Annotated in this window: 19 protein-coding genes; 10 read left to right on the plus strand and 9 right to left on the minus strand. The window is 72.6% G+C overall.

Annotation, left to right across the window (positions count from 1 at the left end; all coding sequences use genetic code 11):
- Positions 1-134 precede the first annotated feature (134 nt).
- The 3 genes from HHL10_RS01125 (at position 135) to HHL10_RS01135 (ending at position 2967) form a co-directional block, all read left to right on the plus strand.
- Positions 135-1022 carry a LysR family transcriptional regulator gene (locus HHL10_RS01125; RefSeq protein ID WP_169158497.1) on the plus strand — a complete coding sequence of 296 codons (888 nt, stop codon included), beginning with the start codon at positions 135-137 and terminating at the stop codon, positions 1020-1022.
- A gap of 239 nt (positions 1023-1261) precedes the next feature.
- On the plus strand, positions 1262-1702 hold the full coding sequence (locus HHL10_RS01130; RefSeq protein WP_169158498.1) for a hypothetical protein: 441 nt from the start codon (positions 1262-1264) through the stop codon (positions 1700-1702).
- A gap of 143 nt (positions 1703-1845) precedes the next feature.
- Positions 1846-2967: a PEP-CTERM sorting domain-containing protein gene (locus HHL10_RS01135; RefSeq protein ID WP_169158499.1), complete on the plus strand. Its 1122-nt coding sequence runs from the start codon at positions 1846-1848 to the stop codon at positions 2965-2967.
- A gap of 75 nt (positions 2968-3042) precedes the next feature.
- Here the strand turns inward: HHL10_RS01135 and glmS are convergent, their stop codons facing one another.
- Positions 3043-4872 (minus strand): glutamine--fructose-6-phosphate transaminase (isomerizing), encoded by a 1830-nt coding sequence (glmS, locus tag HHL10_RS01140; protein ID WP_169158500.1) that lies wholly within the window; start codon positions 4870-4872, stop codon positions 3043-3045.
- Between the two features lie 153 nt (positions 4873-5025).
- Between glmS and HHL10_RS01145 the strand changes: the two genes are divergently transcribed.
- Positions 5026-5490: an Lrp/AsnC family transcriptional regulator gene (locus HHL10_RS01145; RefSeq protein ID WP_169158501.1), complete on the plus strand. Its 465-nt coding sequence runs from the start codon at positions 5026-5028 to the stop codon at positions 5488-5490.
- A gap of 291 nt (positions 5491-5781) precedes the next feature.
- Here HHL10_RS01145 and HHL10_RS01150 read toward each other — a convergent pair whose 3' ends face one another.
- Positions 5782-6963, minus strand: coding sequence for a class I SAM-dependent rRNA methyltransferase (locus HHL10_RS01150; RefSeq protein ID WP_169158502.1), 1182 nt, complete (start codon positions 6961-6963; stop codon positions 5782-5784).
- A gap of 145 nt (positions 6964-7108) precedes the next feature.
- Between HHL10_RS01150 and HHL10_RS01155 the strand changes: the two genes are divergently transcribed.
- Positions 7109-10729, plus strand: a complete 3621-nt coding sequence (locus HHL10_RS01155) for a CHASE domain-containing protein (protein ID WP_169158503.1) — start codon at positions 7109-7111, stop codon at positions 10727-10729.
- A gap of 59 nt (positions 10730-10788) precedes the next feature.
- Here HHL10_RS01155 and HHL10_RS01160 read toward each other — a convergent pair whose 3' ends face one another.
- The 5 genes from HHL10_RS01160 to HHL10_RS01180 all read right to left on the minus strand — a co-directional run bounded on the left by HHL10_RS01160 (position 10789) and on the right by HHL10_RS01180 (position 13961).
- Positions 10789-11775, minus strand: a complete 987-nt coding sequence (locus HHL10_RS01160) for a tyrosine recombinase XerC (protein WP_169158504.1) — start codon at positions 11773-11775, stop codon at positions 10789-10791.
- Between the two features lie 2 nt (positions 11776-11777).
- Positions 11778-12461 (minus strand): DUF484 family protein, encoded by a 684-nt coding sequence (locus tag HHL10_RS01165; RefSeq protein WP_169158505.1) that lies wholly within the window; start codon positions 12459-12461, stop codon positions 11778-11780.
- Positions 12458-13315: a diaminopimelate epimerase gene (gene dapF, locus HHL10_RS01170; RefSeq protein WP_169158506.1), complete on the minus strand. Its 858-nt coding sequence runs from the start codon at positions 13313-13315 to the stop codon at positions 12458-12460. The genes HHL10_RS01165 and dapF overlap by 4 nt, the downstream gene beginning before the upstream one ends.
- 73 nt (positions 13316-13388) lie before the next feature.
- Positions 13389-13646 carry a hypothetical protein gene (locus HHL10_RS01175; RefSeq protein WP_169158507.1) on the minus strand — a complete coding sequence of 86 codons (258 nt, stop codon included), beginning with the start codon at positions 13644-13646 and terminating at the stop codon, positions 13389-13391.
- 12 nt (positions 13647-13658) lie between these two features.
- Complete coding sequence (locus HHL10_RS01180) at positions 13659-13961, minus strand: hypothetical protein (protein ID WP_169158508.1); 303 nt, start codon at positions 13959-13961, stop codon at positions 13659-13661.
- A gap of 231 nt (positions 13962-14192) precedes the next feature.
- Here HHL10_RS01180 and HHL10_RS01185 point away from each other — a divergent pair, with 231 nt between their 5' ends.
- Positions 14193-14759 (plus strand): DUF2846 domain-containing protein, encoded by a 567-nt coding sequence (locus HHL10_RS01185; RefSeq protein ID WP_169158509.1) that lies wholly within the window; start codon positions 14193-14195, stop codon positions 14757-14759.
- Positions 14760-14964: 205 nt separating this feature from the next.
- Here HHL10_RS01185 and HHL10_RS01190 read toward each other — a convergent pair whose 3' ends face one another.
- Positions 14965-15849 (minus strand): LpxL/LpxP family acyltransferase, encoded by an 885-nt coding sequence (locus HHL10_RS01190; protein ID WP_169158510.1) that lies wholly within the window; start codon positions 15847-15849, stop codon positions 14965-14967.
- Entirely contained in the window at positions 15846-16742 is an 897-nt protein-coding gene (locus HHL10_RS01195; protein WP_169158511.1) for a lysophospholipid acyltransferase family protein, read from the minus strand. The genes HHL10_RS01190 and HHL10_RS01195 overlap by 4 nt, the downstream gene beginning before the upstream one ends.
- A 165-nt stretch (positions 16743-16907) precedes the next feature.
- On the opposite strand from HHL10_RS01195, the gene metK reads away from it, so the two are divergent.
- The 4 genes from metK to HHL10_RS01215 all read left to right on the plus strand — a co-directional run bounded on the left by metK (position 16908) and on the right by HHL10_RS01215 (position 23664).
- Positions 16908-18095: a methionine adenosyltransferase gene (metK, locus tag HHL10_RS01200; RefSeq protein WP_169158512.1), complete on the plus strand. Its 1188-nt coding sequence runs from the start codon at positions 16908-16910 to the stop codon at positions 18093-18095.
- 258 nt (positions 18096-18353) lie between these two features.
- Positions 18354-18986 (plus strand): DUF2760 domain-containing protein, encoded by a 633-nt coding sequence (locus tag HHL10_RS01205; protein WP_169158513.1) that lies wholly within the window; start codon positions 18354-18356, stop codon positions 18984-18986.
- The gene (locus tag HHL10_RS01210; RefSeq protein ID WP_169158514.1) at positions 18983-20890 is read left to right on the plus strand and encodes an Hsp70 family protein; all 1908 of its coding nucleotides are present in this window, start codon (positions 18983-18985) and stop codon (positions 20888-20890) included. The genes HHL10_RS01205 and HHL10_RS01210 overlap by 4 nt, the downstream gene beginning before the upstream one ends.
- The gene (locus tag HHL10_RS01215; RefSeq protein ID WP_169158515.1) at positions 20887-23664 is read left to right on the plus strand and encodes an Hsp70 family protein; all 2778 of its coding nucleotides are present in this window, start codon (positions 20887-20889) and stop codon (positions 23662-23664) included. The genes HHL10_RS01210 and HHL10_RS01215 overlap by 4 nt, the downstream gene beginning before the upstream one ends.
- Positions 23665-23856: the final 192 nt, after the last annotated feature.

Raw genomic sequence — 23856 nt, forward strand, 5'->3', positions numbered from 1 at the left:
GGAAGGACGGTTGAACGGAAGTGCCTCGCCGCCGTCCGCGAACCGCGCTGCGGCGGCGGGCACGGCTGGAAGTTAGGGGCAACGAAACTTCCAAAAAAGCAGCGAATCCAAGAGCGACACTTCGCTGAAACCTGATGAACCCCGACTTCAGCTACCGCCACCTTCACTACTTCTGGGTCGTGGCCCAGGAAGGCGGCATGGCGCGCGCGGCGGCGCGGCTGGGCGTGGCGGTGCAGACCGTCAGCGCCCAGGTGCGCGAGCTGGAGCGCGCGCTGGGCCACACGCTGCTGCGCCCGGCCGGGCGCGGGCTGGCGCTCACCGAGGCCGGCCGGGCGGCGCTGCGCCAGGCGGACCAGATCTTTGCCCTGGGCACGCAGCTGCCGGCCGTGGTGCGCGAGGCCGCCGGCACGCCGGTGGTGCGGCTGCACGTGGGCCTGTGCGACGGGCTGCCCAAGCTCGCGGTGCACCGCCTGCTGCAGCCGGTGCTGCAGCAGCCCGACCTGCGGCTGCTGTGCCATGACGACGAGTTCGAGGACCTGCTCGCGGCGCTGGCGCTGCACCGGCTGGACCTGGTGCTGGCCGACCACCCCGCGCCGCCGCATCCGGGCCTGCGCATCCATGGCCATGAGGTGGGCCGCTCCGCCCTGGCCTGGTACGCCGCGCCGGCCCTGCAGGCCGCCGCGCAGGAGGACTTTCCCCGCTCGCTGGCGCGGCTGCCGGTGCTGCTGCCCACCGGCCATGCCGCGATGCGCGCCACGCTGGACCGCTGGTTCGAGCAGATCGGCGTGCAGCCGCGCGTGGCCGGGGAGTTCGAGGACAGCGCGCTGCTCAAGACCTTCGGCGCCGGCGGCCTGGGCGTGTTCCCGGCGGTGGAGATGGTGGACGAGGAGCTGCGCCGCCACTACGGCGTGGCCTGCGTGGGCCGCAGCGCCGGGGTCGAGCAGCGCTTCTTCGCCTACTGCAGCGAGCGCAAGGTGCAGCACCCGCTGGTGCAGCGCGTGCTGGCCGGCGCCGCCGACTGACAGCGCCCCGTCCGGCGGCAGGCCGGGCCCTGGACGGGCCGCCCACGACAGTGAAGCCCGCCGGCTGCGGCACGGCTCTGCTCCCGGACAAGGACGCTGTGCGGCCGCAGTGACCTTTTGCGCACGAATGCCCAACTTTTGCGCCCGCCGTCGCGCCGCGGCGCGACAGCGCGTTTCGATCTCCTAGAGTGTGGGGCCCTTCGGCGGCGGAACCGCTTCCGCACCGGCCGTCCACGACCATGACGCACAAGAAAGACCCCCCTGCCGCCTCTTTCACCGGCCTGCTCACGCGGCTGCCCTGGTGGGTGGGCGTGGCCCTGGCGCTGGCGGCCTTCACCGGGCTGGACCGCCTGACCCAGCCGCCGGCCAGTGCCACGGCGCAACTGCTGGCCAGCGTGGGCCGGGTGCTGCTGCCGCTGCTGTGCCTGCTGGCCGCCGCCGTCTCGGCCTGGCAGCGCCGCCTGGGGGCCGACGCGTCGCTGCACGCCGCGGCGCAGGACACCACCGCGCCGCTGTTCGCGCCGGCGCAGCCGCCGGACTTCGAGGACACCGTGCCGCCCTGCCCCATGTGCAACGGCGCCATGGTGCGCCGCATCAGCCGCCGCGACGGCGAGGCCGGCCGCGTCGTCTGGCGCTGCATGAGCCACCCCGGCTGTGCGGGCAAGCGCGAGGCGGAGTGAGCCTCGCCCGGGCGCCGCGCCGACACGCCGCGTTGCCGCCTGAACGAGCCGTTTCCTCGCGGCCTCCAGCCATGTGATGCCGCAGCGCCAGGCGCGGGCGCACCCTGCCCGACGCAGCCCCTCGGCTGTGCAGGAGTCTGGACATGCGCACTTCGAGCTTCACCACGCCCAGGTCCGGTCCATGGAGGGCGGCGCTGCTGGCGCTGCTGGTGGCCGCCGGCACGGCCCAGGCCGCGCCGCGCTACCGGGTGCTGGACCTGGGCCTGCTGAAGGATTTCCACTCCTCCAGCAACGCGCTGGACATCAACAACCGCGGCGAGATCGTCGGCTGGTCGCTCGACGGCGTGCCCGACGGCGAGCTTGTCGGCTTCCTGTGGCGCAACGGCACGATGCAGGCGCTCAAGGCGCCGGAGTACGGCAACAGCATCGCCAACAGCATCAATGACCGCGGCCAGGCGGCCTTCACCGCGCTGGAGCGCGACGACAGCATGCCTCCCACGCCCTACGTCTACGACAGCGCCGGCGGCCGCCTGCAGCGCATCCCCACGCCCTCCGGCCTGGGCGGCACGGCCATCGCCATCAACGACGCGGGCCAGGTCGTCGGCCTCGACGCCAATGGCGGGCCGGCCCTGGTGTACCTCTACGACGGCGGCACCAGCCGCCTCATCCCGCCGGACAACCCTTTCAGCTCCGCCGAGGACCTCAACGACGCCGGTGCGGTGGTCGGCCGCGCCAACACCGGGCAGCCCTACAGGTACCGGGACGGCACGCTCACGCTGCTGAGCGAGCGCCGCGGCCTGGGCCTGGCCGTCAACGACCGCGGCCAGGTAGTGGGCGAGCTGGACGCCACCGGCACGCAGCCCGGCGAGCTCTTCCTCTACAGCGACGACCGTCTCCTGCTCCTGGACACCGGCGGACGCGGCGCCACGCCCACGGACATCAACGAGCGCGGCTGGGTGGTGGGCACCCTGCAGGACGACAGCGGTGGCGCCGGCCGGCTGCCCTTCGTGTACCGCGACGGCGCGCTGCAGGACCTCAACACCCTGCTCACGCCCGAAGCCGACGCGGCGTGGACCCTGTTCGAGGCCAACGCCATCAACGACCGCGGCTGGATCGTCGGCATGGGCGAGCGGGTCGGCGGCGCCGACAACAACGCCTTCCTGGCCATCCCGGTGCCCGAGCCCGGTACGGTGGCGCTGATGCTGGCCGGGCTGGGCGTGGTCGGCGCGGCGGCGCGGGCGCGGGCCCACTCAACGGCGCCGTGAAAAGCAGAACGCCGCGGCCGCCTCCCGGCGCTGCGGCGTCGTGCGCGAGCCCGGCGCAGGCCGGGCCGGGTTGGATCACTCCACCGTCACGCTCTTGGCTAGGTTGCGCGGCTTGTCCACGTCCGTGCCGCGCGCGCAGGCCGTGTGGTAGGCCAGCAGCTGCAGCGGCACCACGTGCAGGATCGGGCTCAGCGCCCCGTAGTGCTCGGGCATGCGGATGACATGCGTGCCCGGCGCGCTCTCGATGCGGGTGTCGGCATCGGCGAACACGAACAGCTCGCCGCCGCGCGCGCGCACTTCCTGCATGTTGCTCTTGAGCTTCTCCAGCAGCTGGTCGTTGGGCGCCACCGTCACCACCGGCATCGCCGCCGTCACCAGCGCCAGCGGCCCGTGCTTGAGCTCGCCGGCCGGATAGGCCTCGGCGTGGATGTAGCTGATCTCCTTGAGCTTCAAGGCCCCTTCCAGCGCCACCGGGTAGTGCAGGCCGCGGCCCAGGAACAGCGCGTTCTCCTTGGCGGCGAAGTCCTCGCTCCAGGCGATGACCTGCGGCTCCAGCGCCAGCACGGCCTGCACCGCGGCGGGCAGGTGGCGCAGGTTGCGCAGCTGCGCGTCCTCCTGCTCGGCCGTCAGGCGCCCGCGCACCTGCGCCAGCGCCAGCGTCAGCAGGAACAGGCCCACCAGCTGCGTGGTGAAGGCCTTGGTCGAGGCCACGCCGATCTCCACGCCGGCGTGCGTGAGGAAGCTGAAGCGGCACTCGCGCACCATGGCGCTGGTGGCGACGTTGCAGATGGTCAGCGTGTGCTCCATGCCCAGCGAGCGCGCATGCTTGAGCGCGGCGATGGTGTCGGCCGTCTCGCCGCTCTGGCTGATGGTGACCACCAGCGTCTTCGGGTCGGGCACGCTGTCGCGGTAGCGGTACTCGCTGGCGATCTCCACGCTGGTGGGGATGCCGGCGATGGACTCCAGCCAGTACTTGGCGGTGCTGCCGGCGTAGTAGCTGGTGCCGCAGGCCAGGATCAGCACCTGGCGCACGTCCTTGAACACCGCCGTGGCGCCCTTGCCGAAGAGCTCGGGCGTGATGCCCTTGACGCCTTCGAGCGTGTCGGCGATGGCGCGCGGCTGCTCGAAGATCTCCTTCTGCATGTAGTGGCGGTAGGGGCCCAGCTCGGCGGCGCCGCTGTGGGCGTGCACGGTGCGCACCTCGCGCTGCACCGGGCGGTAGCCGCCGTCGGCCTGGCGCGCGCTGATCCAGCACTTGCCGGGCTGCAGGTCCACCACGTCGCCCTCTTCCAGGTAGACGATCTGGTCGGTCACGCCGGCCAGCGCCATGGCGTCGGAGGCCAGGAAGCTCTCGCCCTCGCCCAGGCCCAGCACCAGCGGCGAGCCCTCGCGCGCCCCGACCACGCGCTGCGGCTCGTCGCGGCAGAACACGGCGATGGCGTAGGCGCCGCGCAGCCGCGAGGTGGCGCGCTGCACGGCCTCGAACAGGTCGCCGTCGTAGAGCTGGTGCACCAGGTGCGCGATCACCTCGGTGTCGGTCTGGCTGGCGAACACGTAGCCGCGGCCCTGCAGCTCGGCGCGCAGCTCCTCGTGGTTCTCGATGATCCCGTTGTGGACCAGCGCGATGCGGTCGTTGGAGAAGTGCGGATGCGCGTTGTGCTCGGCCGGCGCGCCATGCGTGGCCCAGCGCGTGTGGGCGATGCCCGTGCCGCCGGCCACGCCGTCCTGCGCCACCTGCGCCGCCAGTTCCGCCACGCGCGCGGTGCTGCGCGTGCGCCGCAGCCCGCCGCCCTGGTGCACGGCCACGCCGCAGGAGTCGTAGCCGCGGTATTCCAGGCGCTTCAGGCCTTCCAGCAGGACAGGAACGATGTCACGCCCGGCGACGCCGGCAACGATGCCACACATATGAGGACTCCCCTCTTATTAGGAGCCGGCATCTTAGGAAGGGAGCGCCGCAAGGTGCTTGCGAATTTCGGCACCAATTGACGCTTTCTTTCATGTTAGCAATTGAACAAATATTCCTTTCAGCGTGTTAGGCAACGATGAAATAATATTTCAATGACTCCCCTGGATGAAGTAGACCACCGGCTGCTGGCGTTGCTGCAGGACGACGCCAGCCGGTCCAATCAGGCGCTGGCCGAGGCGGCGGGCATCTCGCCGGCCACGGCGCTGCGCCGCGTGCGGCGCCTGGTGGACGAGGGCGTGATCGAGCGCCAGGTGGCGCTGGTGTCGCCGGCGGTGCTGCCTGACAGCCTCACCGCCATCGTCGAGATCACGCTGGACCGCCAGGGCGCGGAGCACCAGGCGGCCTTCGAGGCGCGCGTGCGGGGCGAGCCGGCGGTGCAGCAGTGCTACCGCGTCGCCTCGGGGCCGGACTTCGTGCTGGTGCTGTGGGTGCCGGGCATGACGGCCTACCAGGCGCTGGTGCAGCGCCTGTTCACCCAGGACGCCAACGTGCGCAACGTGCGCGCCTTCTTCAGCGTGCAGCGCACCAAGTTCGAGCCGAGGATCAGGGTCGGTTAGGGCCGTTCGCCAAGAGCTGACGCGCTCCGCACCCCACTTCGTCATCCCCGCGCAGGCGGGGACCCAGGCGGTCCCACGTCAGCGCGCGAGCCAAGACGCAGCGCCACAAGCCCAAGATTTACGGTGTGCCATCCAACCTGCTGACGGCTGGCTTGGGGACCGCCTGGGTTCCCGCCTGCGCGGGGATAACGAATCAGGGGGCGGACATCGCAGCGACGCGGCAGCGCCTTGCAGCCCAACAGTGCATTTCTGGCTGGCTTCCGCGCCCTGCCCTGCCTGCCCTGAATCCCATCACCGCTTCATCACGATCAACCCCTTGAGGTACTCCCCTTCCGGGTAGCTCAGCGTGGTGGGGTGGTCGCAGGCGGCTTCCAGGCGGGCGAGCAGGTAGCCGTCCACGCCGGCGTCGCTGCCGGCGCCGGCCACGATCTTGTGGAACAGGTCCAGGTCCACGCCGCCGGAGCAGGAGAAGGTCAGCAGCAGCCCGCCGGGGTTGAGCAGCTTGAGCGCCAGGCGGTTGATGTCCTTGTAGGCGCGCGCGGCGCGCTCGGCATGCGCGGCCGAGGGGGCGAACTTGGGCGGGTCCAGCACGATGGCGTCGAAGCGCTCCTCGCGCTGCAGGCAGCCGCGCAGGTACTGGTTGACGTCGGCATCGACGAACTCGGCGCGCGCCGCGTCGAAGCCGTTGAGCGCCACGTGCGCCTGCGCGCGCGCCAGCGCCGGGGCGGAGGAGTCCACGCTCACCACGTGCTGCGCGCCGCCGGCCAGCGCCGCGACGCTGAAGCCGCCCGTGTAGCAGTAGCAGTTGAGCACGCGCTGCGAGCCCAGGCGCTTGACCCACTCCATGAAGCGCAGCCGGTTGTCGCGCTGGTCCAGGTAGTAGCCGGTCTTGTGGCCCTCGGCCACGTCCAGCGTCAGGCGCCAACCGTGCTCGCGGATCGTCACCGCGGTGTCGCCCTCGCCGCGCAGCCAGCCGCTCACCGGCTCCAGGCCTTCCAGGCCGCGCACGCCGGAGTCGGAGCGCTCGTACAGCCGTGTCAGGCCCGTGGCGGCCAGCAGCGCGTCGGCGATGGTTGACTTCCAGCGCTCCACGCCGGCGCAGAGGAACTGCGCGCTGAGCACGTCGGCGTAGCGGTCCACGATCAGCCCGGGCAGCCCGTCGGCCTCGCCGTGGACCAGGCGCACGCCGTCGCTGTTGATGGGCAGCCGCGAGCGCAACTGCACGGCCTCCTGGATGCGGCGCTGGAAGAAGGCCGCGTCAATGCGCTCGGCCTCGTCGAAGCTCCAGGCGCGCACGCGGATGGAGGAAGTGGGGCTGAAGGCGCCCCAGGCCAGGAAGCGGCCGTCGTGGCTTTCCACGCGCACGGTCTCGCCGGGATCGGCCTTGCCCTTGGCGATGGAGCCTTCGAACACCCAGGGATGCTTGCGCAGCAGCGAGCGCTCTTTGCCCTCGCGGATTCGGATCGATTTCATGGGGCCGGATTGTCCATCCCCCGCCCGACCGCCCCGGAGCGCGGGACTTGCGCCACAGTCCGGGGCGGCGCGGCGCCTGCGTTGCGCTGGCTTGTGCCGGCCCCGGCGCCGGCCTTGCTCCATCCCTGGGCCGAATCAAGAAACCATGCCGACCTTCCGAAGCCGCTTGCATGAATGGCGCTGGCCGCTGCTGGTCCTGGCGCTGGGCCTGCTGGCCGCGCTGGCGGCGGCCTGGTCGCAGCAGCGCGACAACGAGCTCCACCTGCATGAGCAGCTCGACGCCGCCAGCGAGCGCGTGGCCGACCAGTTGGTCCGGCGCCTGCAGAGCTACGAGTTCGGGCTGATCGCCGACCGCGCCGCCGTGCTGGCCGCCGGCAGCGACGACCTGGCGCTGCAGCACCAGAGCTTCCAGCGCTTCGCCGACACCCTGCCGCTGCAGCAGCATTTCCCCGGCGCGCGCGGCATCGGTTTCACCCGCCGCGTGCCGCACGCGCAGGAGGCGGACTTCGTGGCGGCGGTGCGGCGCGCCACCGGGCAGCCCGGCTTCCGCATCCACGAGGTGACGCCGCAGCTCGACCGCCCGGCCGCGACGCCGCTGCCCGAGCGCTACGTGGTGAACTTCCTCGCGCCGCCCCGGGGCAACGAGGGTGCCCTGGGGCTGGACGTGGCCACCGGCGCGGTGCGCCGCGAGGTGCTGCAGGCGGCGATGCGCAGCGGCGAGGCCCGCCTGTCCGCCCCGCTCACCCTGCCGCAGGCCCTGGACCACCCGGGGCGCGGCCTGCTGCTGGTGCTGCCCGTGTACGCCCGGGGCGTGCCGAGCACCCAGGCCGAGCGGGAGGCCCTGGCCATCGGCTGGACCTTCATGCCGCTGGTCATCGACGAGGTGCTGCGGGACTTCGATCTGCAGGACGACAGCCTGGGCATGGCGCTGAGCGACGTGAGCGACCCCCGCGCGCCGCAGCGCTTCTTCGCGGCCGCGGGCTGGCGCGAGGCCGCGCCCGCGGCGCTGTCGCACCGGGTGGTGCTGCCCTTGTTCGGGCGCCGCTGGCAGGTGGACGTGCAGGCGCAGCCCGCCTTTGTGGCGCAGCTGCACCTGCGTCCCCCCGCCGCAGTGGCCGGGAGCATCGTGCCGCTGGCCGTGCTGCTGGCGCTGCTGCTCTACGCCGTGAGGCGCCTGTACCGCGAGCACGCCAGCCTGGCGGCGCTGGTGCAGGCCTCGCACGACGCCATCGTCGGCCACGACGCCGCCGGCCGCGTCACCAGCTGGAACCCGGCGGCCGAGCGCATCCTGGGCTGGACGGCGCGGCAGGCGCTGGGGCGCGACCTGTTCGGGCTGCTGGCCGCGCCCGGCATGGAGCCGCTGCTGCAGCGCACCCGGTCACAGGTGCTGGCCGGGCAGAGCGTGCCGCCCTTCGACGCCCGGGTGCGCGACGCCGGCGGCACGGTGGTGCCGGTGTCGATGTCGCTGGTGCCGATCCGCGACCGCGCCGGGCGCTGGCTTGCCGCGGCGGCGACGCTGCGCGACATGCGCGACATGCGCGAGCAGCGCGCGGCGCAGGCCCACATCCTGGAGCTCAATGCCCGGCTGGAGGAGCAGGTGCAGCGCGCGCGGCTGCTGCTGCTGCTGAGCGAGCAGCTGCGCGACCTGGGCGAGCCGCAGGCCATGGTCGACGCCGCCAGCGCCGCGCTGGCCGCCCACCTGCGCGTGGCCCAGGTCGGCTACGGCGAGGCCGATGCCGCCCAGACGCAGGTCACGGTGCACCGGGACTGGAACGACGGGCGCATCGCCTCGGCCGCCGGCACCTGGCGCATGGACAACTTTGGCGCGTCGCTGCTGGCCGAGCTGCGCGCCGGGCGCAGCATCGCCGTGCCCGATGTGCGCCAGGACCCGCGCATCAACACGCCCGCCCGGCTGCCCGCCTATGAGCGCGTGGGCATCCGCAGCCTGCTGCTGGTGCCGCTGGTCAAGCAGGGGGGGCTGGTGGCGCTGCTCTTCATCCAGGACGCGCAGCCGCGCCAGTGGTCGCCGGCGGAAGTGACGCTGGCCGAGCAGGCCTGCGAGCGGCTGTGGGGCGCCGTCGAGCGCGCTCGCGCCGAGCGCGCGCTGGCGGCCCAGGAAGCGCACCTGAGCGCGGTGCTCGAAGCGCTGCCGGTGGGCGTGCTCATCGCCGATGTCCAGGGCCGCGTCACCCGCGACAACGCGGCGCACCGCGCGCTGTGGGGAATGGGGCCCGAGACGCCGAGCTGGGAGCGCTACGGCGAGTGGGTGGGCTTCTGGCCCGACAGCGGCGCGCGCATCGCCGCCCCCGAGTGGGCCATGGCGCGCGCGCTGCGGCACGGCGAGCTGGTGCGCGACGAGCTGGTCGAGTGCCAGCCCTTCGGCGGCGGCCCGCGCCGCTTCTACCTCGCCAACGCCGCGCCGATCCGCGATGCCTCGGGCGCCATCGTCGGCGGCGTGCTGGCCGAGCTCGACATCACCGAGCGGCGCCAGGCCCAGGAGCAGCTGCGGCTGTCGCAGGAGATGTTCGCCGCCGCCTTCGCCAACAACCCCGCGGCCATCCTGCTGACCCGGCTGGAGGACGGCGTGGTGCTGGACCTCAACGACACCTGCCTGCGCCTGATGGGCGAGTCCGATCGCGCGGCCGTGATCGGCCGGCGCAGGGTGCGCGAGCTGTGGCTGCAGCCCGAGGACAGCCGCCGCTTCGTGGATCAGCTGCGCAGCCAGGGCACGGTGCGCGACTGGGAGCAGGCCTTCCACAACGCCACGGACGAGGTCTTCCACGTGCAGCTCTCGGCGCAGCTGCTGACCCTGCACGGCGAGGCGGTGGTGCTGACCACGGTGGTGGACATCACGGCGCGCAAGCAGGTCGAGGCGCAGCTGCAGGCGCTCAACGCCACGCTGGAGCAGCGCGTGGCGCGGCGCACCGCCGAGCTGGCCGCGGCGCGCGACGCGGCCGAGGCTGCCAACCGCGCCAAGAGCGCCTTCCTGGCCACCATGAGCCACGAGTTCCGCACCCCGCTCAATGCCGTCATCGGCCTGAGCCAGCTGCTGGTGCGCATGGCGCTGCCGGAGCGGGCGCTGGGCTTCGTTCGCCACATCGAGCAGGCCGGCGAGCAGCTGCTGGGCCTGACCAACGACGTGCTGGACCTCTCGCGCATCGAGGCCGGCGAGATGCGGCTGGAGTGCGTGCCCTTCGAGCTGGTGCCGCTGCTGGACGCGGTGCACGCCCTGCTGCAGCCGCAGGCCATGGCCAAGGGGCTGGACTTCGAGTTCGAGTTCGCGCCCACGCTGCCCTGGGCCTTGTGCGGCGACCCGCTGCGGCTGCGGCAGGTGCTGATCAACCTGCTGGGTAACGCCATCAAGTTCACCGCGGCCGGCAGCGTGCGGCTGCAGGTGCGCCCGCTCGCGCGCGAGCCCGGGCGCGTCACGCTGCGCATGGACGTGGTGGACACAGGCATCGGCATCCCGGCCGAGGCGCAGCAGCGCATCTTCGAGCCCTTCACCCAGGCCGACAGCTCCACCACGCGGCGCTTCGGCGGCACGGGTCTGGGCTTGTCCATCGTGCGCCGGCTGGTGGCGATGATGGGCGGCACGCTGGAGCTGCGCAGCACGCCCGGAGCCGGCAGCGTCTTTTCCGTGACGCTGACGCTGGAGGTGGCGGAGGCGGGAAGGGAGGAGCGCCGGGACGCGCCCTCGCCCTCGCTGGAAACCGCCTCGTCGGCAGCGCCCGCGGCCGGGGCGGGAGGGATTGGTCAGGAAAGCTGAATGATGAGCCCGCTGGGTGGGCGGACTGTTCAGTCTTTCCGGACAATCTCCAGCCCCCCTCACTCCTTCTTCTTCGCCCTCGGATGCGCCGCGTCGTACACCTTGGCGAGGTGCTGGAAGTCCAGCCGCGTGTAGATCTGGGTGGTGGTGATGCTGGCGTGGCCCAGCAGCTCCTGCACGGCGCGCAGGTCGCCGCTGGACTGCAGCAGGTGCGAGGCGTAGCTGTGGCGCAGCATGTGCGGATGCACCGAGGTCGGCAGCCCGGCCTGCAGCGCCTGGCGGCGCAGGCGCGAGCGCACCTGCGAATCCGTCAGCCGCGTGCCGCGCTTGCTCACGAACAGCGCCCGCTCGCCCGGCGCGGCCAGCAGCGCTCGCTGCGCCAGCCAGCGCCGCAGCGCCGCCAGCGCAGCGGTGCCCACCGGCCCGCTGCGGCGCTTGGAGCCCTTGCCCAGCACGTGCACGGTGGCGTCGGCAATGTCCACCCAGCCCGCGGCGCCCTCGCCGGCACCGACGTCCAGCCCGACCAGCTCGCCCACGCGCAGCCCGCAGCCGTAGAGCAGCTCGACGATGCAGTGGTCGCGCGCGGCCAGCGCCGGATCGGCGTCCGAGGGCTCGTGCTCGGCCAGCGCCACCGCCTGCTCCACCGACAGCGCCTTGGGCAGCGGCTTGGGCGCCTTGGGCGGACGCAGCCCGGCCACGGGGTTCTGCGCCACCAGGCCGTTCTGGCCCCACCAGCGGTAGAGGCCGCGCCAGGCCGAGAGGATCAGCGCGATGCTGCGCGGCGCCAGGCCGCCGGCGTGCAGCGCCGCCATCCAGCCGCGCACATGGTGCGGCTGGGCCTGACGCAGCACCACACCGTCCTGGCCGGACAGCGCCACCAGCCGGCGCAGCGCGTCGCGGTACAGCTCCAGGCTGCGCGGCGCCAGGCGCCGCTCCACCTGCAGGTGCAGCAGCCACTGCTCCAGCTCCTCCGGCAGCACGATGGACGCGGCGTCCACCGGCGCCGCGGGCGCGGCAACGGCCGCCTTCTTCCCTGCGCGGGCCATGCTCAGCGCGGCAGCAGCCGCGACAGCGCCGCCGAGGCGATGTCGCCGATGCGCACCAGGAAGTCCACGCCCATGTCGCTCTGGAAGCGGGTGGCGTCGGGCGAGCCCAGCATCAGCAGCCCGAAGGCGCCCCGGGCGCTGTCGTGGCGCAGCGGGACGCAGGCAATGGACAGTGCCGGCGTGCCGTCGAACAGCCATTGCGCCGCCTCCACCTCGCCGGTGTTGAGGGCGCACAGCGGCAGCGCCAGCTCGTCGGCGAAGCCGCGCACGGTGCCGGGCTCGGCCAACACGAAGCCCTCGCTGGCGTAGGCAACGTCCACGTCCCACAGCCGCAGCGCGGCCTGCGGCACCAGGAACTGCTGCTTGAGCTCTTCCACCAGCAGCAGCGGCAGCGAGCGCGAGTCGCGCTGCAGCATCACGGCGCGGGTCCAGGCGTGCAGCCGCTCGGCGATGGCGGTGTTCTCCTGGCCGTGGCGGATCATCTCCATCAGCCGCTGCTCCAGCCCCTTGATGCGCTCGCGCAGCAGCGCGGCCTGGCGCTCCTGCAGCGACACGGCCCGCCCGCCATGCGGGCTGGCCAGCCGGATCTCGCCCAGCAGCTCGGCATGGCGCTCGAAGAAGCCGGGGTTGAGCGACAGGTACTGGGCGAGGTCGTCCTCGGTGATGCCGTCGATGCCGCCGCTCACAGCTCGACCTCCCCTTCGAACACCGTCTGCGCCGGGCCGGTCATCAGCACATGCGCGTCGCCGCCGGCCCACTCGATGGTCAGCCGCCCGCCGGGCGCGTCCACGTCCACGCGGTGGTCCAGCCAGCCCAGCCGGATGCCGGCCACCACCGCCGCGCAGGCGCCGGTGCCGCAGGCCAGCGTCTCGCCGGCGCCGCGCTCGTACACGCGCAGCCGGATGTGGCTGCGGCTGACCACCTCCATGAAGCCGGCGTTGACGCGGCGCGGGAAGCGGTCGTGGCCTTCGATCTGCGGGCCCTCGATGTCCACCGGCGCGCGCTTGACGTCGTCCACGCGCCGCACCGCGTGCGGGTTGCCCATCGAGACCACCGCCACCTCGATGTCGTCGCCGTCGCCCAGTGCCAGCGGCCAGAGCTGGAACCCGTTGAGCTCGCGCGGCGTCAGGCCGCTGGCGTCGAAGGGGATGCGCGCGTGCTCGAACACGGGCGCATTCATGTCCACGGTGACGCGGCCGTCGTCCTGCAGGCGCAGCTCCAGCAGCGTGTTCATGGTTTCCACGCGCACCGTGCGCTGGGTGGTCAGGCCCTTGTCGTGCACGAAGCGCACGAAGCAGCGCGCGCCGTTGCCGCACTGCTCGACCTCCTCGCCGCTGCCGCCGTTGAAGATGCGGTAGCGGAAATCGACGCCGGGCGTGGCGCTCTTCTCCACCACCAGGATCTGGTCGGCGCCGACGCCGAAGCGGCGGTCGCCCAGGCGGCGGTAATGCTCGGCCGTGAGTTGCAGCGGCTGCTGCGTCGCGTCGAGCACGACGAAGTCGTTGCCGGCGCCCTGCATCTTGGTGAAGCGGAGTTTCATGCGCCGGATTATCGGCCGCCGCCCGCGGGCCTCCGGCCGGGCCGGGGCCGCGCGGACGGCGCGGCGCCAGGGCTCAGGAATGCTCGGCCGCGGCAATGGCGGCGAGCAGTTCCTCGTCGGAGGCGCTTTCCTCCCAGCCGCGCGGCATGCGGATGCGCAGGCTGGAGGCGCCGCCGCTGGGCGTGCAGGCCACGGGCACGGTGCCGTCGCCGTTCTCCAGCTTGTCGGCGGCGGCCTCGGCGGAGGCGTCGCTGGCATCACCGACGCCGGAGAGGGCTTCCACGCAGGTCCAGCGCATGTTGTTGGCGTCCTGCACTTCGCGCTGCTTCATGGCCGGCCCCGCTCAGGCGTGGTCCTTGCGCGAGCTGCCGCCCTCGGGGCCCATCTGGCCGCCGCGGCTCTGTTCCTGGCTGGTGGCGCGCTGCGGGCTGCCCAGGCCGCCCTGCGAGTCGACGCGGCCGTCGGTCGAGCCCATGCCGCCCTGCTCGGCGCGGCTCTCGTCGGCGCTGCGCGCGCCCAGCTGCGTGCCGCTGGTCTGGCCGGCGGTGGTGCCGCCCTGCATCTGCTTGTGCGGCGCGGTCTTGTCGCCCTGGGCGTCGGAGCTGCCCTGCTGGTCTTGCTGGTCGGACTTTCTGCGGTTGGTCATGGCGGTCTCCTGTTCGATGTGCACGGCACACCCCGGCACAGGCGGCAACCGGGAGTCCCGCGCCCCGCGGCCTGCCCGCGGCACGGGCACCGCCGGCGCCTGGAAACCCTGCATTTCCCGGAAAGCTTGCACCGAGGGTTTTTTCCTCTCCAGACAGGACAAAGCTCCTATGGGGACCAGGCACACCGGAGCGTAAAAAACAATTTCCCAAAGCAAAGAGGGACCAGTTCCATGAACAAGCCTGCGGCAGCAAGAATATTGCTCTGTATTTCCACCTTGATTCTGGCGGGATGGCTGCAAGGCTGCGCGACCGCCACGGGCCCGGCATTTTCAAATGCCCAGGCACCCGAAAATGGAAAAGGCCTCGTCTATCTCTACCGCACCAGCGCCTTCTTCGCGATCGCGCAGTCGTTCCTGGTCCATGCCGACGGCAAGGAGGCCGGCCGGCTGCCCAACGCCTCCTACCTGGCGCTGCAACTGCCGCCCGGTGTGCACTCGCTCAAGGTGACGCCGGGCGGGCTCGGGCGCACCAGCGTTCTCGACATCGAGGTCCGTGCCGGAACCACGAGCTTCTACCAATACGACTTCGCGACCGGGGCGCTGGCGAACAGCTTCTTCATCGGTGCGTCCATCAAGCCGCGCGATCCCGCCATGGCACTCGTGAATTTGAAAAACCTCACGGCAGCCTCACCCCGGCCGGGCCCGGATTCCAATTCAACCAGCCTTTACGGGCGACTGGATGAGACCAATACCGTCTCCGCCGTGAGCGGCAGTATTCAGGCCGGATACAGGAAATAATATTTTCAGCGAAGAGCCGATTTTCACGCACGGCAATGACGGGCCATGAATTCAGCCCGATCCTTGAGAATCGGTGATTCCATGATTTTTGGAGCCGGCGCAGGCAGGGTCTGTGCCATGGCCCGCGGCGCGCAAGCGCTCCCTGCAAGGTTTACGCAACCGATGCGCCGGCGGGCTGGCGGCCGTGACGGCCCCGCCCCAGCGCTCAGCCGTACAGCGACGGCTGCCCCGGCGGCCGCGTCTTGAAGCGCTTGTGCACCCACAGGTACTGCGCCGGGCAGTGGCGGATTTCCTCTTCGATCCAGCGGTTCATGCTGGCGGCGTCGGCTTCGAGGTCGCCGGTGGGCCAGTCGTCCCAGGGCGGCAGGAACTTCACCTTGTAGCCCTGGCCGCCGGGCAGCATCTCCACCACCACCGGCTGCACCACCATGTCCAGCGAGCGCGCCATCCGCGCCGGCGCCAGCAGCGTGGCCGCGGGCACGTCGAAGAAGGGCACGAAGGCGGCGTCCTTGATGCCGAAGTCCATGTCGGGCAGGTTGAAGAAGGCCCAGCCGCGCATGATGGCGCGCACCAGCGGCAGCGCGCGCTCGCTGCGCGCAAACACGTCGCCCTGCCCGAAGCGCAGCCGGCCCTTGCGGATCTCGGCGTCCCACACCGGGTTGCTCTGCGCCTGGTAGATCGAGCCCACCTTCTGCTTCTGGAACAGCTGCGTGGCCACGCCGGCCACGTCCAGCCCCACGAAGTGCGGCACCAGCCACATCACCGGCCGCGGGCTGCGCTCGGCCAGCCCCACGTCGCCCTCGACGTGGATGAGCTTCCTGAGCCGCTGCGCCGGCGCATACCACAGCAGGCCGCGCTCGATCAGGCTGCGGAACAGCCAGCCGAAATGCTCGCGCACCAGGCGCCGGCGCTCCTGGGCATCGAGGTGCGGGAAGCACAGCGCCACGTTGCGCAGCGCGATGCGGCGGCGGCTGCCGGCCAGCGCGTAACCCAGCGCCCCCAGCCCCCGCCCCAGCGCTGCCTGCACGCCCAGCGGCAGGCGGTACACCAGGCGCAGCAGCCCGATGCCCAGCTTGGCGCCGACACTCACGACGCCGACCCTTGCGCGGCGGCGGCGTCGGGCGCCTCGGCCGGGCGCGGCGTCTTGTAGCGGTGGTAGCCCCAGAGGTACTGGGCGGGGTTGAGCATGATCAGGCGTTCCATTTCTTCGTTGATGCGGCGGGCACAGGCGCGCTGCAGCGCCTCGCTGTCGGGCTCCCCGGCGCCGGGCAGCGGCTGCCGCGGCGCGCTCACGTGCAGGATGTAGCCGCGGCCCTGGGGCAGGCGCTCGGCCCACATCAGCAGCCAGTCGGCGCCGGTCTGGCGCACCAGCTTGGCCGCCAGCGTCATGGTGTAGGCCTCGCGGCCGAAGAACGGCGCCCACACGCCCATGCCCTCGGGCGGCACCTGGTCGGGCAGCAGGCCGATGGTCTCGCCGCGCTTGAGCGCGCGCAGCATCTGGCGCACGCCGGAGAGCGTGGCCGGCGCGGTGGCCATGCCGGGGCGCCCGCGCGCCGTCTCCTCCAGTTCGCGCAGCGCGGCCTTGCGCGAGGGGCGGTAGAGCACGGTCAGCGGCTTCGAATCGCCCCAGCGCTCGGCAAAGGCACGGGCGGTGATCTCGAAGCAGCCCAGGTGCGGCGTGAGGATCACCAGCCCCTTGCCGCGCGCGAAGGCCTGCTCGATGAGCTCGGCCCCCTCCCAGCGGCAGTAGGGCGAGACGGTGCCGTCGCGCAGCCACAGCCACGGCGCCTCGGCGGCCATCTTGCCGGCCTGCGTCACGGCCTCGCGACGCTGCGCCGGCGTCAGGCCCGCCAGGTCCGCATTGGCGCGCAGCCGGCGCCGGTAGGTGGGCGACAGCAGGTAGCTCAGCCAGCCCAGGCAACTGCCGGCAACGTGCAGCCAACCCAGCGGCCAAGTGGCCATCCAGCGCAGAAGTGCGTTCATCGTTGAATAGAATCGAAGCGTCGCCGGTTTAAAGGACAACTTGCGGGGCGACGTGGGTGTGAACCCCACCGGGCCGGAAAGCCTGACAAGTACCGCTAAAGCGTTCGCCGCCTCACTCCCGAGCAGGGCCGGCAACGCAGCCAGCAAACCCAGGAGTGTAGAAAAGTGGCGAACGACTTCCTCTTCACCTCGGAGTCCGTCTCCGAAGGCCATCCCGACAAGGTCGCGGACCAGATCTCGGACGCGATCCTCGACGCGATCTTCACGCAGGACCCGCGCAGCCGCGTGGCGGCCGAGACGCTGTGCAACACCGGCCTCGTGGTGCTCGCCGGCGAGATCACGACCAACGCGCACGTGGACTACATCCAGGTCGCGCGCGACACCATCAAGCGCATCGGCTACGACAACACCGAGTACGGCATCGACTACAAGGGCTGCGCCGTGCTCGTGGCCTACGACAAGCAGAGCAACGACATCGCCCAGGGCGTGGACCACGCCAGCGACGACTACCTCAACATCGGCGCCGGCGACCAGGGCCTGATGTTCGGCTACGCCTGCGACGAGACGCCCGAGCTCATGCCCGCGCCGATCTACTACGCGCACCGCCTCGTCGAGCGCCAGGCCCAGCTGCGCAAGGACGGCCGCCTGCCCTTCCTGCGCCCGGACGCCAAGAGCCAGGTCACGATGCGCTACGTGGACGGCAAGCCCCACAGCATCGACACCGTGGTGCTCTCCAGCCAGCACGCGCCCGAGATGAGCGACGGCAAGCACATGAAGCCCGAGTTCGTCGAGGCGGTGATCGAGGAGATCATCAAGCCGGTGCTGCCCACCGAGTGGCTCAAGGAAACGAAGTACCTGGTCAACCCAACCGGCCGCTTCGTCATCGGCGGCCCGCAGGGCGACTGCGGCCTGACCGGGCGCAAGATCATCGTGGACACCTACGGCGGCGCCTGCCCCCACGGCGGCGGCGCCTTCTCGGGCAAGGACCCGACGAAGGTGGACCGCTCCGCCGCCTACGCCGCGCGCTACGTGGCCAAGAACATCGTCGCCGCCGGCCTGGCGCGCCAGTGCCAGATCCAGGTCGCCTACGCCATCGGCGTGGCCCAGCCGATGAACGTCACGGTCTACACCGAGGGCACCGGCAAGATTCCCGACGCGCGCATCGCCGAGATCGTGCGCGAGGTCTTCGACCTGCGCCCGAAGGGCATCATCCAGATGCTCGACCTGCTGCGCCCCATCTACGGCAAGACCGCCGCCTACGGCCACTTCGGCCGCGACGAGCCGGAGTTCTCCTGGGAGCGCACCGACAAGGTCGCCGTGCTGCGCGACCTCGCCGGCCTGTCGGGCAAGTAAGCCCTGCGCCGGCGGCCGCAGCGCGCGCCGCCGGCTGAAAGCGCCCTTCCGACGCCCGGCCCGGGCTGCCCCGCGCAGCGCGGGCCGGGCGTTTCGTTTGCGGCACGCACGGCCGCCGCGCCCGTCACGCGGCCGACTCCGGGACTTCCCTAGAATCGCCCGCATTCCTCGCGGCCGCGGCCGGGCTCCCGGGCCCGCGGCTCCGCCTGACCTGCCGTCCTCCGGCGCCCGTGCCGGACCACCACGGAGAACCCACCGATGCCCACCCCCAGCCAGGATCAAAAACCTTCGTTCCTGCGCCGCATTCCGATGGCCTTCGGGGCCTTCTTCAGCCTGCTGGGCAATGCCGACAAGGCCGCGCGCTACGAGCGGCTGGACGAGCCGCCCGCGCCCGCGCCCACGCCCGTCGCCCCGCCGCCCCCGGCTCCCGTCGCCGCGCCCAAGCCGGCGCCGGCGCCCGTGCCGAAGCCCGCCCCCGTGCCCGCCCCGGCCCCCGTGGTGCTGCGCGAATCCGGCCCCGACGCCGCGCTGCAGCTGCTGGCGCTGCTGCAGCGCGAGGCGCGCTTCATCGACTTCATGCAGGAAGACCTCGCCGGCCATGCCGACGCCGACATCGGCGCCGCCGTGCGCGTGGTGCACGCGGGCTGCCGCAAGGTGCTGCAGGAGCACTTCCGCATCGAGCCGGTGCGCAGCGAGAACGAAGGCAGCCGCGTCACGCTGCAGCCGGGCTTCGATGCCTCGCTGGTGAAGCTCACCGGCAACGTGGTGGGGCAGCCGCCCTTCACCGGCACGCTCAGCCACCGCGGCTGGCGCGTGAGCGAGGTGAAGCTGCCCAAGCTGGCCGAGAAACATGACGCGCGCGTGCTGGCGCAAGCGGAGGTGGAGCTGTGAGCGACGAAACGAATTTCGCCCCCGAGGGCACCGAAACCCCGGCCCAGGCCGGCCCGCGCTACGCCATCGGCATCGACCTGGGCACCACGCACTGCGCGCTGTCCTGGGTCGATCTGCAGGCCAGCGACGGCGAGAACACGGTGCAGGGCTCGATGGACATCCCGCAGCTCACCGCGCCCGGCAGCGTCGAGGAGCGCTCGCTGCTGCCCTCGTTCCTGTACCTGCCGCATGCCGACGAGCTGGCGCCGGGCGACATGGCCCTGCCCTGGACCGCGGACCAGGACTTCATCGCCGGCGAGCTGGCGCGCAGCCGCGGCGCCACCACGCCGATCCGCCAGGTGTCGAGTGCCAAGAGCTGGCTGGGCCACACCGGCGTGGACCGCCGCGCCGCCATCCTGCCCGCCGGCGCCCCGGCCGAGGTCAGCAAGATCTCGCCGGTGACGGCCTCCATCCGCTACCTGGAACACCTGCGCAACGCCTGGAACCATGCGCACCCGGAGGCGCCGCTGGATCAGCAGAGCCTCACGGTCACCATCCCCGCCTCCTTCGACCCGGCCGCGCGCGAGCTGACGGCCGAGGCCGCCACCGCCACCTTCGGCACCCAGTTCACGCTGCTGGAGGAGCCGCAGGCCGCGCTCTACAGCTGGATTCAGGGCAGCCACGGCGCCTGGCGCAAGCAGGTCAAGCCGGGCGACGTGATCCTGGTGGTGGACGTGGGCGGCGGCACCAGCGACTTCAGCCTCATCGCCGTGGTCGAGCGCGAGGGCAACCTGGAGCTGCACCGCGTCGCCGTGGGCGAGCACATCCTGCTCGGCGGCGACAACATGGACCTGGCGCTGGCCCACGTGGTGGCGCGCAAGCTGGCAGCCTCCGGCACCACGCTGGACCCCTGGCAAATGCGCTCGCTGACCCAGGGCTGCCGCGTCGCCAAGGAGACGCTGCTGGCCGACCCCGAGGCGCCGGCGCAGCCGATCGTGGTGCCCAGCCGCGGCTCCAAGCTCATCGGCGGCACGATCCGCACCGAGCTCACGCGCGAGGAAGTGGCCGCCACGCTGGTGGAAGGCTTCTTCCCGCAGGTCGGCGCCGAGGCCCGGCCCATCACGCGCACCCGCGCCGGCCTGACGCAGGTGGGCCTGCCCTACGCGCAGGACGCCGCCGTCACCCGCCACCTCGCCGCCTTCCTGGGCCGCCAGGCCGGCGCCACCGCCGAGCTGGAGGGTTTCGGCAACGCCGCCCCCGAGGGTGCGTCGTTCCTGCACCCGACGGCGCTGCTGTTCAACGGCGGCGTGTTCAAGTCGCAACTGCTGGCGCAGCGCGTGCTGGACGTGCTCAACGGCTGGCTGGCCTCCGAGAACGCGCCGCCGGCGCGGCTGCTCGAAGGCGCGGACCTGGACCGCGCCGTGGCGCAGGGCGCCTCCTACTACGGCTACGTGCGGCGCGGACGCGGCGTGCGCATCCGCGGCGGCACGGCGCAGGCCTACTACGTGGCGGTCGAGTCGGCCATGCCGGCCGTGCCGGGCATGGAGCCGCCGATCTCGGCGCTGTGCCTGGCGCCTTTCGGCATGGAGGAAGGCACCGAGGCCGACGTGCCGGAAATGGAGTTCGGCCTGGTGGTGGGCGAGCCGGTGCATTTCCGCTTCTTCGGCTCCACGGTGCGGCGCCAGGACCAGGTCGGCACGCTGCTGGACTTCTGGGCCGAGGACGAGCTGCATGAGCTGGAGGAAATCCAGGCCACGCTGCCCGCGGAAGGGCGCACCCCCGGCGAGGTGGTGCCGGTGAGCCTGCAGGCGCGCGTCACCGAGACCGGCACGCTGGAGCTGTACGCCCTGCCGCGCGACGGCAGCGCGCTGTGGAAGGTGGAGTTCGACATGCGCGGCACCGAAGGGCAGCTCGCGGCGGCATGAGGAAGAGCGGCGCCGCGGCCTCGCCCTGCCTGGTCGGCATCGACCTGGGCACCACGCACACCGTGGTGGCCTGGGCCGAGCCCGGCGCCACCGAGATCCGGCTGTTCGAGGTCGATCAGCTGATCGGCCCCGGCGAGATCGGCCGCCCGCCGCTGCTGCCCTCGCTGCGCTACCACCCCGCGCCGGGCGAGCTGCCGCCACAGGCGCTGCAACTGCCCTGGCCCTCGGACGAGCCCGCCGTCATCGGCGCGCTGGCACGGCGCCTGGGCGCGCAGGTGCCGGGGCGGCTGGTGGCCAGCGCCAAGAGCTGGCTGTCGCACGCGGCGGTGGACCGGCTCGCGCCCATCCTCCCCTGGGGCGCCGAAGCGGAGGTGCCCAAGGTCTCACCCCTGCAGGCCAGCGCCAGCACCCTGGCGCATGTGCGCGCCTCCTGGAACACGCGCTTCCCGGACCGGCCGCTGGAGCGGCAGGACATCGTGCTGACCGTCCCGGCCAGCTTCGACGACAGCGCGCGCCAGCTCACCGTCGAGGCCGCGCGCGAGGCCGGCCTGCCGCAGCTGAAACTGCTGGAGGAGCCGCAGGCCGCGTTCCAGGACTGGGCCTTCAAGCACCGCGCCGACCTGGCCGCGGCCCTGGGCGGCGCGCGGCTGGTGCTGGTGTGCGACGTGGGCGGCGGCACCACTGACCTGAGCCTGATCCGTGTCGCCGAGGGCGGCCGGAAGCTGGACCGCATCGCCGTGGGCCAGCACCTGATGCTGGGCGGCGACAACGTCGATCTGGCACTGGCGCATGTGGCGGAGCGGCGCCTCGGCGGCGAGCGGCTGTCGGCCGGGCGGCTGACGCAGCTCGTCGAGCGCTGCCGCGTCGCCAAGGAGACGCTGTTGGCGGCCAACGCGCCGGACAGCGCCAACGTCACGCTGCTGGGCGGCGGCAGCAAGTTGATTGGCGGGTCGAAGACCGTCACCTTCACGCGCGAGGAGGTGCACGCCCTGGCGCTGGACGGCTTCTTCCCGCATGTCGCGCCGGACGAGCCCGTAAAACGCAGCCGCGCCGGGCTGGTCGAATTCGGGTTGCCCTACGCCGCCGACAGCGCCGTCACGCGCCACATCGCCGCCTTCCTGCGCCAGCACGCCGCGGTGGCGCGGCAGGCGCTGGGCAGCGACGCGGCTTTCCCGGTGCCGGACGCGCTGCTGCTCAACGGCGGCGTGTTCAAGGCCGAGGCCATCGTGCGCCGGCTGCTGGAGGTGCTGTCGGCCTGGCGCGGCGGCCCGGTGACGCTGCTGGCCAATGCCGACCCCGACCTGGCGGTGGCGCGCGGCGCCGTCGCCCATGGCCTGGCGCGGCGCGGCGCGGCGCCCAAGCTCGGCGGCGGGTCGGCGCGCGACTACTGGCTCAAGCTCGACGAGCACCGCGCCGTGTGCGTGCTGCCACGCGGCACCGAGCCCGGCGTGGAGCTGCCGCTGGCGGAGCGCCGTTTCGCCTTGCGCGTGGGACAGCCGGTGAATTTCACGCTGCTGTCCAGCGTGGGCGGCGCGCTGCCCGCGCCGGGCGCGCTGACCAACCCGGCCGAAGGCGAATTCACGCCGCTGCCGCCCGTCTCCACCGTGGTGCAGGTGGCGGACCAGCGCCGCGAGTTGCCGGTGCAGCTCTCCGCCTCCCTGACCGAGGTCGGCACGCTGGCGCTGCAGGCGACGGACGAGGCCGGGCAGCGGCATGCGCTGGAGTTCCGGCTGCGCGGATTGGGGGCGTCCGGAACTTCGGACGCCGGGCTGCACCCTCGGCTGAACGAAGCGCTGGAGCGCATCGACCGGGTGTTCGGACCGCGTGCCAAGGACGTCACGCCCAAGGAGGTGCGCCAGCTGCGCACGGCGCTGGAGCAGCTGCTGGGCGCGCGCGAGCGCTGGAGCCTGCTGCTGCTGCGCCGCCTGTTCGATGCGCTGCTGCAGCGCGCGCGCGGCCGGCGCCGCAGCGCGGACCACGAGCGGCTGTGGCTGAACCTGGCGGGCTGGTGCCTGCGCCCCGGCTTCGGCTTCGCGGCCGACGACTGGCGGGTGCAGCAGCTGTTCGCCAGCTACGACGCCGGCGTGCAGCACCGCGCCGATGCGCAGGTCATGGCCGAGTGGTGGACGCTGTGGCGCCGCGTGGCCGGCGGGCTGGACGAGGCGGCCCAGGGCCGGCTGCTGCAGGACTTTGCCTTCAACCTGCAGGGCGAAGGCGAGCGCCCGCCGGGGCTGGTGCCGGGCGGGCGCGAGGACATGCTGCGGCTGGTCGCAGCGCTGGAGCGCATCCCGGCCGAGCACAAGGCCGAGATCGGCGACTGGCTGCTGGGGCAGCTGCCCGGCGCCGTCGCGGCGGCGGGCGGCGCGAAGCCGGCCCGGGGCAAGGGCGGCAAGGCGGTGGCCAAGGGCGCGTCGCCGGCCGCGCTGGAGCTGTGGACGCTGGGCCGGCTGGGCGCGCGCGCGCCGCTGTACGGCAGCGCCCACACCGTGGTGGCGCCGGCAGCGGCGGCGCGCTGGATCGACGCCCTGCTGGCGCTGGACTGGCGCGCCGTGCCGGCCGCGCCGCTGGCGGCGGTGCACCTGGCGCGCCGCACCGGCGACCGCTCGCGCGACATTGACGAGGCCTTGCGCGCGCGGCTGCTGCAGCGCCTGGAAGAGGCCGGCGCCGCGGCCCACTGGATCGGGCTGGTGCGCGAGGTGCGCGCGCTGGACGAGGCCGACGAACAGCAGGCTTTCGGCGAGGCGCTGCCGCCGGGGTTGCGGCTGCTGGCGTAGCTCCTGCGCCACCGTCCGGAATCCCGGACCACTCCTCGCGGAGCCGTCCGGCCGGACGGCCCGCCTCAGCGGCTCCAAGCAGCCCCATCCGTGACGAATCAACGGGTTAGCGCGCACCCCGCCGCTGGCATTCGGCTTGCACAGCAAGGAGGCTCGGCCACCCTTCCCTCCACCAACGGCCGTCCGAGGAGA

Source organism: Azohydromonas caseinilytica, from assembly GCF_012927045.1.
GTDB lineage: Bacteria > Pseudomonadota > Gammaproteobacteria > Burkholderiales > Burkholderiaceae_C > Azohydromonas > Azohydromonas caseinilytica.

What these genes read in the sequence shown, in the direction of transcription:
- HHL10_RS01125 (WP_169158497.1), top strand. Translation starts at nt 135, where the DNA reads ATGAACCCCGACTTCAGCTACCGCCACCTTCACTACTTCTGGGTCGTG.
- HHL10_RS01130 (WP_169158498.1), top strand. Translation starts at nt 1,262, where the DNA reads ATGACGCACAAGAAAGACCCCCCTGCCGCCTCTTTCACCGGCCTGCTC.
- HHL10_RS01135 (WP_169158499.1), top strand. Translation starts at nt 1,846, where the DNA reads ATGCGCACTTCGAGCTTCACCACGCCCAGGTCCGGTCCATGGAGGGCG.
- glmS (WP_169158500.1), bottom strand. Translation starts at nt 4,872, where the DNA reads ATGTGTGGCATCGTTGCCGGCGTCGCCGGGCGTGACATCGTTCCTGTC.
- HHL10_RS01145 (WP_169158501.1), top strand. Translation starts at nt 5,026, where the DNA reads ATGACTCCCCTGGATGAAGTAGACCACCGGCTGCTGGCGTTGCTGCAG.
- HHL10_RS01150 (WP_169158502.1), bottom strand. Translation starts at nt 6,963, where the DNA reads ATGAAATCGATCCGAATCCGCGAGGGCAAAGAGCGCTCGCTGCTGCGC.
- HHL10_RS01155 (WP_169158503.1), top strand. Translation starts at nt 7,109, where the DNA reads ATGCCGACCTTCCGAAGCCGCTTGCATGAATGGCGCTGGCCGCTGCTG.
- HHL10_RS01160 (WP_169158504.1), bottom strand. Translation starts at nt 11,775, where the DNA reads ATGGCCCGCGCAGGGAAGAAGGCGGCCGTTGCCGCGCCCGCGGCGCCG.
- dapF (WP_169158506.1), bottom strand. Translation starts at nt 13,315, where the DNA reads ATGAAACTCCGCTTCACCAAGATGCAGGGCGCCGGCAACGACTTCGTC.
- HHL10_RS01175 (WP_169158507.1), bottom strand. Translation starts at nt 13,646, where the DNA reads ATGAAGCAGCGCGAAGTGCAGGACGCCAACAACATGCGCTGGACCTGC.
- HHL10_RS01180 (WP_169158508.1), bottom strand. Translation starts at nt 13,961, where the DNA reads ATGACCAACCGCAGAAAGTCCGACCAGCAAGACCAGCAGGGCAGCTCC.
- HHL10_RS01185 (WP_169158509.1), top strand. Translation starts at nt 14,193, where the DNA reads ATGAACAAGCCTGCGGCAGCAAGAATATTGCTCTGTATTTCCACCTTG.
- HHL10_RS01195 (WP_169158511.1), bottom strand. Translation starts at nt 16,742, where the DNA reads ATGAACGCACTTCTGCGCTGGATGGCCACTTGGCCGCTGGGTTGGCTG.
- HHL10_RS01205 (WP_169158513.1), top strand. Translation starts at nt 18,354, where the DNA reads ATGCCCACCCCCAGCCAGGATCAAAAACCTTCGTTCCTGCGCCGCATT.
- HHL10_RS01215 (WP_169158515.1), top strand. Translation starts at nt 20,887, where the DNA reads ATGAGGAAGAGCGGCGCCGCGGCCTCGCCCTGCCTGGTCGGCATCGAC.